This is a genomic window from Cupriavidus sp. SS-3 (genome assembly GCF_035818815.1).
Lineage (GTDB): Bacteria > Pseudomonadota > Gammaproteobacteria > Burkholderiales > Burkholderiaceae > Cupriavidus > Cupriavidus taiwanensis_C.
Genome location: NZ_JAYLVT010000024.1, coordinates 64,384 through 77,273 on the forward strand (window position 1 = coordinate 64,384; position 12,890 = coordinate 77,273).

General features: G+C 70.1%; 11 protein-coding genes. All 11 read right to left on the reverse strand.

Translation table 11 applies throughout. From position 1 onward, the window contains the following. Positions 1-2: 2 nt before the first annotated feature. A complete protein-coding gene (locus tag U9J39_RS26705) occupies positions 3-1,163 on the reverse strand; it encodes a CaiB/BaiF CoA transferase family protein (RefSeq protein ID WP_115710182.1) in 1,161 nt (386 codons plus the stop codon). Positions 1,164-1,175: 12 nt separating this feature from the next. Then, positions 1,176-2,342 (reverse strand): acyl-CoA dehydrogenase family protein, encoded by a 1,167-nt coding sequence (locus U9J39_RS26710; protein ID WP_115710184.1) that lies wholly within the window; start codon positions 2,340-2,342, stop codon positions 1,176-1,178. A gap of 40 nt (positions 2,343-2,382) precedes the next feature. Beyond that, a complete protein-coding gene (locus U9J39_RS26715; RefSeq protein WP_115680658.1) occupies positions 2,383-3,360 on the reverse strand; it encodes a Bug family tripartite tricarboxylate transporter substrate binding protein in 978 nt (325 codons plus the stop codon). A 47-nt stretch (positions 3,361-3,407) separates the two neighbouring features. Continuing rightward, a complete protein-coding gene (locus U9J39_RS26720) occupies positions 3,408-3,797 on the reverse strand; it encodes a cupin domain-containing protein (protein WP_115710186.1) in 390 nt (129 codons plus the stop codon). 179 nt (positions 3,798-3,976) lie between these two features. Further along, positions 3,977-4,672, reverse strand: a complete 696-nt coding sequence (gene kdpE / locus U9J39_RS26725; RefSeq protein WP_115680660.1) for a two-component system response regulator KdpE — start codon at positions 4,670-4,672, stop codon at positions 3,977-3,979. Between the two features lie 31 nt (positions 4,673-4,703). After that, on the reverse strand, positions 4,704-7,568 hold the full coding sequence (locus tag U9J39_RS26730) for a DUF4118 domain-containing protein (protein WP_326348550.1): 2,865 nt from the start codon (positions 7,566-7,568) through the stop codon (positions 4,704-4,706). Positions 7,569-7,667: 99 nt separating this feature from the next. Next, on the reverse strand, positions 7,668-8,297 hold the full coding sequence (kdpC, locus tag U9J39_RS26735) for a potassium-transporting ATPase subunit KdpC (protein WP_326348551.1): 630 nt from the start codon (positions 8,295-8,297) through the stop codon (positions 7,668-7,670). 34 nt (positions 8,298-8,331) lie between these two features. Next, the gene (gene kdpB, locus U9J39_RS26740) at positions 8,332-10,530 is read right to left on the reverse strand and encodes a potassium-transporting ATPase subunit KdpB (RefSeq protein WP_442784927.1); all 2,199 of its coding nucleotides are present in this window, start codon (positions 10,528-10,530) and stop codon (positions 8,332-8,334) included. Positions 10,531-10,570: 40 nt separating this feature from the next. Further along, the gene (gene kdpA / locus U9J39_RS26745) at positions 10,571-12,400 is read right to left on the reverse strand and encodes a potassium-transporting ATPase subunit KdpA (protein WP_116312843.1); all 1,830 of its coding nucleotides are present in this window, start codon (positions 12,398-12,400) and stop codon (positions 10,571-10,573) included. Then, entirely contained in the window at positions 12,400-12,489 is a 90-nt protein-coding gene (locus U9J39_RS26750) for a potassium-transporting ATPase subunit F (protein ID WP_111517532.1), read from the reverse strand. The genes kdpA and U9J39_RS26750 overlap by 1 nt, the downstream gene beginning before the upstream one ends. Continuing rightward, entirely contained in the window at positions 12,489-12,638 is a 150-nt protein-coding gene (locus U9J39_RS26755; RefSeq protein WP_172581745.1) for a hypothetical protein, read from the reverse strand. The genes U9J39_RS26750 and U9J39_RS26755 overlap by 1 nt, the downstream gene beginning before the upstream one ends. Between the last annotated feature and the right edge of the window lie 252 nt (positions 12,639-12,890).

Genomic DNA, 12,890 nt, shown 5'->3' on the forward strand with positions numbered 1-12,890 from the left:
GGTCAGTCCTCCTGACGGGCGGCTGGCGGCAAGGCTTGCGGCCAGCTGCGGATATTGCCGGGCGTACGCGAGAAGCGCGTGGGAATGCCCACGCCGCGCAGGCGCCCTTCGCTTGGATGGTCGTATTCGAACATCATGCCGGTGGCGCTCAGGTGCGGGTCGTCGGCGAGGCTGTCGAAATGCGGCACCTCGCTGTGCGGGATGTCGGCATCGCGCAGCAGCGCCAGCCATGCGGCGGTGGTGCGCTGCGCGACGATCTCGGCCAGCGTGGCATAGAGCGCGTCGATATTGGCGCTGCGCGCGGCCGGCGTGGCGTAGCGCGGATCGCTGGCCAGCGGCGCATGGCCGGAGACATCGAAGAAGCGCTGCCATTGCGCGCTGGTGTACGGCAGCAGCGCGATATGCCCGTCGCGGGTGCGGTACGGCTTGCGGTGCAGCGACATCACGCGCGGATAGCCGGCCGGCCCGAGCGGCGGCACGAAGGTCTGCCCGGCCAGCTGTTCCGTGGCCAGGAACGACACCAGCGTCTCGAACATCGGCACCTCGATGGCCTGGCCGCGGCCGGAGCGCTCGCGCTCGTACAGCGCCATCGGAATCGCATAGGCCACGGTCAGCCCGGCGACCTTGTCGGCGAGGATGGTGTTGACGTACTGCGGCCCTTCGTTCGAGTTGGCGCCCTGGAACTGCGCCATGCCGCTGCGCGCCTGGATGATGTCGTCGAACGCGGGCGCGCCGGCGTACGGCCCTGACTCCGAATAGCCATAGGCACCGCAGTAGATCAGCCGCGGATGGTCCGCGCACAGCGAGGCATAGTCCAGCCCGAGCTTGCGCAGCGACTGCGGCCGCACGTTCGAGACAAAGACGTCGGCGCCGGCGATCAGCGCCTTCAGCGCCGCCAGGTCGTCGGGCTGCTTCACGTCCAGCACCACGAACTGCTTGTTGCGGTTCAGGTTCAGGAAGCTGGCGCCCATGGCGGCGTGCCGCGCCGGCTCGGCATGGCGAAACACATCGCCCGCCGGCGGCTCGACCTTGATCACCTCGGCGCCCATGTCGCCGAGGATCTGGGTGGCATACGGCCCCATCGCCACCGAAGTCATGTCGATCACGCGGATCCCGGCCAGCGGCCCGGTCGGCGCACTGCCCTGCACTGCCTTGTCTTGCATCGCCGCTCCCGTTCAGTACGACTTGGGCAAGCCCAGCACGCGCTCGGCGATAAAGCACAGGATCAGCTGCGGGCTGACCGGCGCGATGCGCGGGATATAGGACTCGCGCAGCAGCCGCTCGACCCGGTACTCGCGCGAGTAGCCCATGCCGCCCAGCGTCAGGATCGCGGTCTGGCAGGCATTGTGGCCGGCCTCGGCGGCGAGGTACTTGGCGGCATTGGCCTCGGCCCCGCACGACTGGCCCGCGTCGTAGCGCGCCGCGGCCTTGAGCATCATCAGGTTGGCCGACTCCAGCTGCATCCACGCCTGCGCCAGCGGATGCTGCACGCCCTGGTTCATGCCGATGGGGCGGCCGAACACCACGCGCTCCTTGGCGTACTGCGTGGCGATGGCCAGCGCCGCGCGTCCCAGCCCGATGGCCTCGGCCGCGATCAGGATGCGCTCCGGATTGAGCCCGTGCAGGATGTACTCGAAGCCCTTGCCCTCTTCGCCGATGCGGTCTTCGTCCGGAATGAACAGGTCGTCGATAAACAGCATGTTGGTGTCGACGGCGGCGCGGCCCATCTTGTCGATCTCGCGGATCTCGATCTTGCTGCGGTCGACCCTGGTGTAGAACAGCGACAGGCCCTCGGTCGACTTCTTCACCGACTCCAGCGGCGTGGTGCGCGCCAGCAGCAGCATGCGGTCGGCCACCTGCGCGGTCGAGATCCAGATCTTGCGGCCGCTCACCGAGTAGCCGCCCGGCACCTTGCGCGCAAAGGTCTTGAGCTTGGTGGTGTCCAGCCCGGCGTCGGGCTCGGTCACGCCGAAGCAGGCCTTCTCCTGGCCGGCGATCAGCGGCGGCAGGAAGCGGCCCTTCTGCGCGTCGGTGCCGAACACCACCACCGGGTTCAGGCCGAATACGTTCATGTGCACCGCCGACGCGCCGGTCATGCCCGCGCCCGACTGCGAGATGGTCTGCATCACCAGCGCCGCTTCCAGGATGCCCAGCCCCGCGCCGCCGAAGGCCTCGGGCATGGCCACGCCGAGCCAGCCACCTTCGCACAGCGTCTGGTAGAACTCATGCGGATAGGTGCCGGACTTGTCGAGGCGGTCCCAGTATTCCATGTCGAATTGCGCGCAGACCTGCTGCACCGCCTCGACAATGGAGGCCTGTTCTTCGGAGAGATCGAAATTCATCGCGTTACCTGCTTGCTGTCGTTGTCTGTTCGACGGTGTCTTATTCCGGCTGGATGCCTGCGTCCTTCACCAGCCGCGCCCACTTCTGCAACTCGGCCACGACGAACTGGTTGAGCTCGGCCGGCGTGCTGCCGAAGGGCTCGAAGCCGAGCGCGTGGAACTGTGCCGCATGCTGCTTGCTGGTCGCAATCGCGACCAGCTCGCGGTTCAGGCGCTCGACCACCGGGGCCGGCACTCCGGCCGGGCCGAACACGCCGTTCCACGAGGTCACGTCGAAACCCTTCAGTTCCGGCACGCTCGCCAGCGGCGGCAGGTCCGGCAGCAGCGCGCTGCGCTGCGCGGTGGTGACCGCCAGCGCGCGCAGCTTGCCGGCGCGCACGTTGGCGATGCCGGCGGCAAAGTCGACGAACATGGCCTGCACCTGGCCGCCCATCACGTCGGTCATCGCCGGCGGCGTGCTCTTGTACGGCACGTGCAGCATCTTCAGCCCCGCCATCTTCGACAGCGTCGCGCCCGAGACGATGCCGGTGCTGTTGCCGCTGGCATAGGTCAGTCCCGGATGCGCCTTGGCGTAGTCGACGAACTCGCGCAGCGTCTTGACCGGCAGCGCCGGGTTGACCACCAGCATGAACGGCAGGTTGCCCATGCGCGAGATCGGCGTGAAATCCTTGACCGGGTCATAGCGCAACTGCTTCATCAGCGACGGGTTGGCCGAATGCGTGGTGTTGGTGGTCATGAACAGCGTATAGCCGTCGGCGGGCGCCTTGGCCACGAACTCGGCGGCGATGGTGCCGTTGGCGCCGGGCTTGTTGTCCACCACCACCGGCTGCTGCAGCGACTCGCCCAGGTATTTGGCGGTCAGGCGCGCCACGGCATCGGTGCCGCTGCCGGCGGCAAACGGCACCACCAGGCGCAGCGGCTTGGCGGGGAATTCATCGGCGGCCAGCGCCGGGTTGGCGGCCAGCGCCGCGCTGCAACCCAGCAACAGGCCGGCAAAAGCGTTCTTGAAGGACTTCACGGTGGTTGTCTCCTGTCGTTATGTGCCCTGCCCGTGAGCGCCGCCGGTCAGGCGGGCCGTATCACGCGGTCAGGGGATTCCTCGTAGGGCGGGGAATAGATCACCAGAATCTTCGCCGGCTCGTCGCTGACCACCGTGAAGACGTGCATCTGGTCCGGGGGGAAGAAACAGCAGTCGCCCGGACCCAGCTCGCGGCGCTGGCCGCCGACCTCGGCGACGGCGCGTCCTTCGAGCACGTAGCAGACCTGCTCGATGCCGGGATGCGCGTGCGGCAGCGCGCCCTTGCCCTTCTCGATGGTGCCGTGGATCACTTCCAGGTGGCGCGAACCGACCGTTTCCGGCGCGACCAGCCGGCGGTTGAGCGTGCCGACATGGTTGGCGGGGTGGTAGCCCTCGACCTCGGCGGTCGAGATGAAATACACAGGTTGGTGGGGCATGCGGGTCTCCTGCCTGAATTCATGTTTATGAATAATAGTTTATACAGATGAATTTATCCGTCAAAGGTTTTTTTAGTGCGTTTGCGGGTTTACCGGGAGCGGATGGCATGGACGAGCGCCGCCCTCACGCGGCGCGTGATCGATCGCAAACGGATGGTGTGAAGTGGGCTTCCCCGGGCTCAGCCGGCGAAGCGGTAACCCACGCCGACCTCGGTCAGCAGCCACGCCGGCTGGGCCGGGTCGGCCTCCAGCTTGTGCCGCAGGTGCCCCATGTAGACGCGCAGATAGTGGCTGCTGTCGGCATGGGACGGTCCCCACACTTCGCGCAGCAGCTCGCGGTGCGTCATGACCTTGCCGCGGTGCGCCAGCAGCACGGCAAGCAGGCGGTATTCGATCGGGGTCAGGTGCACCGCCTCGCCGCCGCGCGTGACCTGCCGGTTGGCGAGGTCGACGGCGACATCGCCGAACGCCACCTGCGCCCGCCCCTGCGCGCCAGCGCGCGCATGCCGGCGCAACAGCACACGCAGCCGCGCCACCAGCTCGCCCACGCCGAAGGGCTTGGTCAGGTAGTCGTCGGCGCCGGCGTCGAGCGCGCGGATCTTCTCGGTCTCGTCGGTGCGCGCCGACAGCACCAGCACTGGCACTTCGGTCCAGGTGCGCAGCTCGCCGATCATCGACACGCCGTCGCCGTCGGGCAGGCCCAGGTCCAGGATCACCAGGTCGGGCTGGCGCGTGCCGGCCTCGATCAGGCCGCGCTGCAGCGTATCGGCCTCGTGCACGATGCAGCCCTCGTCCTGCAGCGCCGCGCGCACGAAGCGGCGGATATGGGGCTCGTCTTCCACCAGCAGCACCGTGGGCGAAAACTCGAATGGCATGACGCGTTGCTTCCTTGCAAGTTGGGCGGCTTCAGGCCGGCACGCCGGCCGCTTCGGGTTCCAGCACGGGCGGGGTGCCGCGCGGCAGCGTGACCACGAAGCGCGCTCCGGCCCCATCGACCTTCGCGGCCTGCGCCGGATGCACCGGCTCGACCCGGATGCTGCCGCCGTGCGCCTGCACGATCGCCTCGCACACGGCCAGGCCCAGGCCCACGCCGCTGGTGACGGATTCGCGCTCGCCGCGCGTGAATTTTTCGAACACCTGGCGTGCCATCGCGGCCGGCACGCCGGGGCCGTCGTCCTCGACGATCAGATGCACCGACGCTTCGGTGACCTCGCCGCGCAGCCGGATCTCGGTGCCCGGCGCGGTGTACTTGGCGGCGTTCTCGAGCAGGTTGCACAGCACGCGCTCGATCAGCACGCCATCGCATTCCACCAGCGGCAGCGCCGACAGGTCGGCCACCACCACGCGGTGCCGCGCGAGCGCATCGCGCAGCGATGCCAGCGCCGCGCCGGCCAGTTCCTCGAACGACTGCCAGGTCTTGCGCAGCGCCACGTCGGGGCCCTGCAGGCGGGCCATGTCGAGCAGGTTGGCCACCATCGCATGCATGCGCCGCGCCTGGTCGCGCATGGCACCGACCGTTTCGGCCACGCCCGGCGCCAGCGGCGGCGTGCCGCGCTGCAGGGTCTCGGCCATGCCGATCAGGCTGGTCAGCGGCGTGCGCAGGTCATGCGACACCGCCGCCAGCAGCGAGCTGCGCAAACGTTCGGACTCCATCGTCAACAGGGCCTGCTGCGCGACCTCGACGTAATGCAGCCGCTCCAGCGCAATCGCGATCAGCGTGGCGAAGACATCGGCCTGGCGCCGCAGCGCTGGCTGCGCGAAGGCACGCCAGGCGCGCGGCTCGACTGCGAGCACGCCGCGCACCTGCATCGGCGCTTTCAGCGGCAGGTACAGCACCGTGCCCGCCGGCAGCGTGTCGGTGCCGGTGCCGGCCGGCTGGCCGTGGTTGAACACCCATTGCGCCAGCACATGGTCGATGGCGTCGCTCTGCGCCGCGACGCCGGCTTGTGCATCGCTCTCGGCATCGGTTGCAGCAGGCAGCAAGCGCCCTTTCGGGCCGGCCAGGAAGAACGCCGTGCGCGCGTCGAACGCCGCGCGCAGGAAGCGGCTGCCGATGGCGATGATCTGTGCATCGGTCAGCGCCGCCGACAGTTCGCGCGCCAGTTCGTACAGCGTGCGCGCGTCGGTCTCGCGCTGGACCGACACGCGCGCCTGCTCGCGCAGCCCGGCGGTGAGCTGCCCGATCACCAGCCCCACCGCCAGCATCACCAGGAAGGTCACCAGGTATTGCACGTCGCTGACCGCGAACGACAGCTGCGGCGGCACGAAGAAGAAGTCGAACGCGCCCACCGCCACCAGCGCGGCGAAGGCGCCGGCGGTGCGTCCGTGGCGCAGCGCCACCCCCGCCACCGCCAGCAGGAACAGCATGGCGATATTGACCAGGTCGAACCATGGCCGCGCCAGCGCCGACAGCGCGGTGGCGCCGGCGCACCAGGCCACCGCCCACAGCAGGCCGGGCCACTGCGCCGGACCGACCTCTTCAACTTGCGGTTGGACGCCATGCGCATTGCGGACGGCATCGGGCGCATCATGCCGGACCCCGTCGGCGGCGACGCGGATCACGTCGACCTCCGGACACGCGGCCGCCAGCGCATCGGCAAAGCTGCTGCGCCCGAACAGCCAGGCGCGCGCACCCAGCCACGGCGCCAGCAGCTGCGCCAGCCACGCATGCAGGCGGCCCGGCAGCGCAGCGCCACGGTCACGCCAGCGCGCCGGGGTGCGGCCGATCAGGACCTTGGTCAGGTTGTGCCGCCGCACATAGCCGGCCACCGCCGCCACCATGTCGCTGCCGGCCAGGGTCTCGGTGCGCGCGCCCAGCGACTCGGCCAGCCGCGTGGCCTCGTCGAGCTGCGCGCGCAGCGGGTCAGGCACCGGCGCCAGCCGCGGCACCGACACTGTCACCACATGGCAGTCGCAATCGAGCTGCGCCGCCAGCCGGCGCGCGCTGCGCACCACCTGCGCGGCATCGCTGCCGAGGCCGATGCAGGCCAGCACGGCTTCGCGCGTGCGCCACACCGGCTCGATCGACGCCTGCTGGCGGTAGGCGCGCACATCGTCGTCGACGCGGTCGGCGGTGCGGCGCAGCGCCAGCTCGCGCAGCGCGATCAGGTTGCCCTTGCGGAAGAAGTGCTGCACCGCGTGGCGGGCCTGTTCGGGGACGTACACCCGGCCTTCGCGCAGCCGGCGCAGCAGCTCGTCGGCGGGCAGGTCGACCAGCACCACTTCGTCGGCCTCGTCGAAGACCGCGTCGGGCACGGTCTCGCGCACGCGGATGCCGGTGATGCCGGCCACCGCCTGGTTCAGGCTGTCGAGGTGCTGGACGTTGACGGTGGTCCAGACGTCGATGCCGGCCGAGCGCAGCTCGGCAATGTCCTGCCAGCGCTTGGGATGGCGGCTGCCGGGCGCGTTGCTGTGGGCCAGTTCGTCCACCAGCACCAGCGCCGGCCGGCGTGCCAGCGCGGCGTCGAGGTCGAATTCCTGCAGCGCGCGGCCACGGTGCTCGAGCACGCGCCGCGGCAGTTGCTCGAGGCCTTCGGCCAGCGCCTCGGTCTCGGCGCGGCCATGGCTTTCGACCACGCCCACCACCACATCGCCGCCCTGTTCACGCAGCGCGCGTGCCGCCGCCAGCATCGCAAAGGTCTTGCCGACCCCCGCCGAGGCGCCGAAGTAGATGCGCAGGCGTCCGCGCGCGGCGCGTTCGCCGTCGGCCTGCAGGCGTTGCAGCAGGTGGTCGGGATCGGGGCGGAGGTCGTCGGCTGGGCGCGCGGGCATGGTGGGCGCGCTCACGTTGCGGCAGCGCGAGCGCAGCCAGATTGTGCCATGCAGGCCGGCGCGAGGCCCGCCGCGAGGTTCGCCGCGAGGTTTGCCGCCTCAGCGCGCCGGCAGCGCATCCAGTGCCAGGTTCAGCTGCAGCACGTTGACTCCGGCCTCGCCCAGCACCGGCAGCAGCGGCCTGTCGGTATGCGCCGCGATCAGCGCGCGCACCTGCGCGAGCGGCACACCCCGCGCCCGCGCCACGCGCGCCGCCTGGTACTCGGCCGCGGCCACGCTGATATGCGGGTCCAGGCCGCTGCCGGAGGCGGTGACTAGGTCCACCGGCACCGGCGCGGTGTTGCCGGGATCGGCCGCGCGCAAAGCCTCGATGCGCGCGCGTGCCGCATCGGCCAGCGCCGGGTTCGACGGCCCCAGGTTGGAGCCGCCGGAAGCCCCGCCGTTATAAGGCATTGGCGCGGTCGCCGAGAGCCGGCCCCAGAAGTCCCCGGGCGCGGAGAACGGCTGGCCGATCAACTCGGATCCCAGCACCTTGCCGTCGCGCACGATCAGCGAGCCGGCCGCCTGGTGCGGAAAGGCCGCGCCGGCAATCATGGTGATCGCCGCGGGGTACAGCAGGCCGGTCAGCAGCGACAGCGCCAGCAGGATGACCAGCGCCGGGCGCATCAGGCCGCCCTGTTCTTCGGTGTGCGCGGCGTGCGCGGTGCCGGCAGTGATTGGATTGGACATGGTTGCTCCGAACATTGTTTGAGGTCGGGTCGGATCAGGCCCAGCCCATGGCGGCCAGGCCCAGGTCGATCAGCTTGATGCCGGCAAACGGCAGCGCGATGCCGCCCAGCCCGTACACCAGCAGGTTGCGGCGCAGCAACGCGGCGGCGCCGAGCGCGCGGTAGCGCACGCCACGCAGCGCCAGCGGGATCAGCACCACGATGATCAGCGCGTTGAAGATCACCGCCGACAGGATCGCCGATGCCGGCGTCGCCAGCCCCATCACGTTGAGCAGGCCGAGCTGCGGATAGGTGGTGGCAAAGGCCGCGGGAATGATCGCGAAATACTTGGCCAGGTCGTTGGCCACGCTGAAGGTGGTGAGCGCGCCGCGGGTCATCAGCATCTGCTTGCCGATGCCGACGATCTCGATCAGCTTGGTCGGGTTGCTGTCGAGGTCGACCATGTTGCCGGCCTCGCGCGCGGCCTGGGTGCCGCTGTTCATGGCGACCGCGACGTCGGCCTGCGCCAGCGCCGGGGCGTCGTTGGTGCCGTCGCCGGTCATCGCCACCAGCCGCCCTTCGGCCTGATACTGGCGGATCAGCGCCAGCTTGGCTTCGGGCGTGGCCTCGGCAAGGAAGTCATCGACGCCCGCCTCGGCGGCGATCGCGGCGGCGGTCAGCCGGTTGTCGCCGGTGATCATCACGGTGCGGATGCCCATGCGGCGCAGTTCGCCGAAGCGCTCGCGGATGCCGCGCTTGACCGTGTCCTTCAGCTCCACCACGCCCAGCACGCGCACCTCGGCCCCGCCCAGCTCGGCCACCACCAGCGGCGTGCTGCCGGCCCGCGCCACGTCCTCGACCGCGTGCGTGACCGCATCGGGAAACTTGCCCGCATGCTCGGCCACGTAGCGGCGCACGGCATCGGCCGCGCCCTTGCGCACGCTGCGCCGCGACGCGCCGTCGTCGAGGTCGACGCCGCTCATGCGCGTCTGCGCGCTGAACGGCACGAACACCGGCCGCGCCGCACCCATGCCCGGGGCGTCGGCGCTGGCCTGCTGGCGCGCCAGCGCCACGATGCTGCGGCCCTCCGGGGTTTCATCGGCGAGCGACGACAGCCACGCCGCGGCCGCCAGCTGGCGTTCGCTCACGCCCGGTGCCGGCAGCATCCGCGCGGCCTGGCGGTTGCCCAGCGTGATCGTGCCGGTCTTGTCGAGCAGCAGCACGTCGACGTCGCCGGCCGCTTCCACCGCGCGGCCCGAGGTCGCGATCACATTGGCCGCCATCATGCGGCTCATGCCGGCCACGCCGATCGCCGACAGCAGCCCGCCGATGGTGGTCGGGATCAGGCACACCAGCAGCGCCACCAGTACCGTCACCGTGACCGGCAGCCCCGCGCCCGTCACCAGCACGCTGTAGGCGGAGAACGGCAGCAGCGTGGCCGTGGCCAGCAGCAGCACCATCGACAGCCCGACCAGCAGGATGGTCAGCGCCAGCTCGTTGGGTGTCTTCTGGCGCCGCGCGCCTTCCACCATCGAGATCATCCGGTCGATAAAGCTCTCGCCGGGATTGGTGGTGATGCGCACCACGATCCAGTCGGACAGCACGCGGGTGCCGCCGGTGACCGACGAGAAATCGCCGCCGGATTCGCGGATCACCGGTGCCGACTCGCCCGTGATGGCGCTTTCGTCGACCGAGGCCACGCCTTCGATGACCTCGCCGTCGCCGGGGATCATGTCGCCGGCTTCGGCCAGCACCACGTCGCCGCGGCGCAGCGTGGTGGCCGGGCGCACCTGCATGGCACCGTCGCGGCGGCCCTCGGTCAGCACGCGCGCGCTCGCGGTGCGCTTGAGCCCGCGCAGCGACGCGGCCTGCTGGCGGCTGCGCCCCTCGGCCAGGGCCTCGGCAAAGTTGGCAAACAGCACGGTGACCCACAGCCAGATCGTGACCGCGACGATAAAGCCGGCGCTTTCCGGGGCATGCGGCTGCGGCGCGACCATCGCGCGCAGCGCCAGCAGCGTGGTCAGGACGGCGCCGGCATAGACCACGAACATCACCGGGTTGCGCAGCTGCTCGCGCGGCGACAGCTTGCGCAGCGCCGCGAGCAGCGCCGGGCGCACCAGCTCGGGCGACAGCAGGCGGCGCGGCGCGCGCGCGGGGTCGTGCGCGGCATCGTGGGCTGGATCATGGGCGGCGCCGTCCTCGGCGCGCTCCGGGGCGGCCTGGGGCCGCGTGGTCAGGGTATCGGGTTGCATCATGGGAACAGGTTCGCGAGTGGCGATTCGTCAGGACTGGCGATCAGCGCGCGGCGCCGGCCAGCACGCCCTGCAGGTGTTCGGCGACCGGACCCAGCGCCAGCGCCGGGACATAGGTCAGCGCGCCCACCATCAGCACGGCGCCGGCCAGCAGCACCACGAACAGCGCGCCGTGCGTGGGCATGGTGCCGCCGGTGGCCGGCAGCTTCGGCTTGGCCGCCAGCGAGCCTGCCAGCGCCAGTACCGGGATCACGATCCAGAAGCGGCCGAACCACATCGCCGCGGCCAGCAGCGTGTTGTAGAACGGGGTGTTGGCCGACAGTCCCGCGAACGCGCTGCCGTTGTTGTTGGCCGCCGACGACAGCGCGTACAGGATCTCGGAAAATCCGTGCGTGCCCGGGTTGAGCACCCCCGCGCGGCCCGCCCCCGCCATCACCGCCACCGCTGTGCCCAGCAGCACCAGCAACGGCGTGACGAGGATCACGATCACGGTCATCTTCATCTCGAAGGCCTCGATCTTCTTGCCGAGGTATTCCGGCGTGCGGCCGATCATCAGGCCGGCGATGAACACCGCCAGCACCGCATAGACCAGCATGCCGTACAGGCCGGAGCCGACCCCGCCGAACACCACCTCGCCCAGCTGCATCAGCAGCATCGGCACCATGCCGCCCAGCGCAGTGAAGGAATCGTGCATGGCATTGACCGCGCCGCACGACGCCGCCGTGGTGATCGCCGCGAACAGCGCGGAGGCGGCCACGCCGAAGCGCGTTTCCTTGCCTTCCATATTGCCGCCCGCCTGCAGCGCGGAGCCCGCGTGGTCCAGCGGCAGCGCGGACAGTACCGTCCCGGCGCGCTGCTCGGCGAGCGCGGCCAGGCACGCCATGGCCACGAACAGCAGCGTCATTGCCGCCAGCACCGCCACGCCCTGGCGCCGGTCCTGCACCATCTCGCCGAAGGTGAAGCACAGCGCGGCCGGGATCAGGAAGATCGCCAGCATCTCGATCAGGTTGGACAGCGCGGTCGGGTTCTCGTACGGATGCGCCGAGTTGGCGTTGAAGAAGCCGCCGCCGTTGGTGCCCAGCATCTTGATCGCCTCTTGCGACGCCACTGGCCCCATCGGCAGCGTCTGCGTGTGCGCCGTGGCGGCACGGGTCAGCGCCTGGCCTTGCGCATCGGCAACCGGATTGCCGGCGGCGTCCGTGACCGGCTGGCTGTAGGCCACCGGACGCAGCAGCGCGGCGTCGCGGTAGCCGCTGAAGTTCTGGATCACGCCCTGGCTCGCCAGCATCAGCGCAATGGCCGATGCCAGCGGCACCAGCACGTACAGCGTGATGCGTGTCAGGTCGACCCAAAAGTTGCCGATGCCGCCGGCGCGCTGGCGCGCAAAGCCGCGGATCAGCGCGAACACCACGGCGATGCCGGTGGCCGCCGAGACAAAGTTCTGCACCGTCAGCGCCAGCATCTGCGTCAGGTAGCTCATGGTCGATTCGCCGGCATAGCCCTGCCAGTTGGTGTTGGCAACGAAGCTGACGGCGGTGTTGAAGGCCGAGTCCGGCGACACCGCGCCGAAGCCCTGCGGGTTCAGCGGCAGCCAGCCCTGCAGGCGCTGCAGCGCATAGACCGCCACCGCGCCGAGCAGGTTGAAGGCAAGCACGGCCAGCGCATAGCGCCGCCAGCCCATCTGCGCGCCGCCCCGCTCGCCGCCAGGCACGCCGGCGAGCTGGTACAGCGCGCGCTCGAGCGGCCGGCCCCAGCCGGTCAGGCGGTAGCGGTCGTCTTCGACCGCGCGGCGCAGGTAGCGGCCAAGCAAAGGGGCCAGGGCCAGCAGGATGGCCAGGTACAGGGCCAGCAGGCCCGGGAAATCGGTCGGCATCAGAACTTCTCCGGACGGCACAGCGCAATCAGCAGGTAGAGGAAGATGGCCACGGCAAGCACGCCGGCCAGCAGTTCGGTCCAGTCCATCAGCGGTCTCCGGCGGTGGTGGCGCCCGGCTGGGGCCGGTCCGCGGCAGATACCGGCCGCGCCGGGCCGCACAGCCATGCGCACAGCGCGACCAGGGCGACGCTGGCGGCGCCGAAGGCAATCAGAACGAGCAGGAACATCGCATCCATGTCGAGCAGAATCGTGAGTGGCAGACGTCACCCAGATTAGGGATGTGGGGATAAAAACGGGGTAGAAAGGCCCGCTACGGCTGTAAAAACGGTATAAAGACGGCTCGCGGTCGGGTGCCGACGCCGCGGCACGCTGAAGTGGCCTGGCGATAACTTCCAGGCCCGGCCGCCGCGCCTGCGTTGCACTGCATTCTTGACAGCGCCGTCGTATACATGCCATAGTTACGGGCGTATAGCATTCATGGAAACCGG

Bases quoted from the DNA above. Each gene is read 5' to 3' on its own strand.
- kdpC (WP_326348551.1), bottom strand. From the start codon at position 8,297: ATGTCCAATCCAATCACTGCCGGCACCGCGCACGCCGCGCACACCGAA.
- U9J39_RS26755 (WP_172581745.1), bottom strand. From the start codon at position 12,638: ATGGATGCGATGTTCCTGCTCGTTCTGATTGCCTTCGGCGCCGCCAGC.
- U9J39_RS26710 (WP_115710184.1), bottom strand. From the start codon at position 2,342: ATGAATTTCGATCTCTCCGAAGAACAGGCCTCCATTGTCGAGGCGGTG.
- U9J39_RS26730 (WP_326348550.1), bottom strand. From the start codon at position 7,568: ATGCCCGCGCGCCCAGCCGACGACCTCCGCCCCGATCCCGACCACCTG.
- kdpE (WP_115680660.1), bottom strand. From the start codon at position 4,672: ATGCCATTCGAGTTTTCGCCCACGGTGCTGCTGGTGGAAGACGAGCCC.
- U9J39_RS26750 (WP_111517532.1), bottom strand. From the start codon at position 12,489: ATGGACTGGACCGAACTGCTGGCCGGCGTGCTTGCCGTGGCCATCTTC.
- U9J39_RS26720 (WP_115710186.1), bottom strand. From the start codon at position 3,797: ATGCCCCACCAACCTGTGTATTTCATCTCGACCGCCGAGGTCGAGGGC.
- kdpA (WP_116312843.1), bottom strand. From the start codon at position 12,400: ATGCCGACCGATTTCCCGGGCCTGCTGGCCCTGTACCTGGCCATCCTG.
- kdpB (WP_442784927.1), bottom strand. From the start codon at position 10,530: ATGATGCAACCCGATACCCTGACCACGCGGCCCCAGGCCGCCCCGGAG.
- U9J39_RS26705 (WP_115710182.1), bottom strand. From the start codon at position 1,163: ATGCAAGACAAGGCAGTGCAGGGCAGTGCGCCGACCGGGCCGCTGGCC.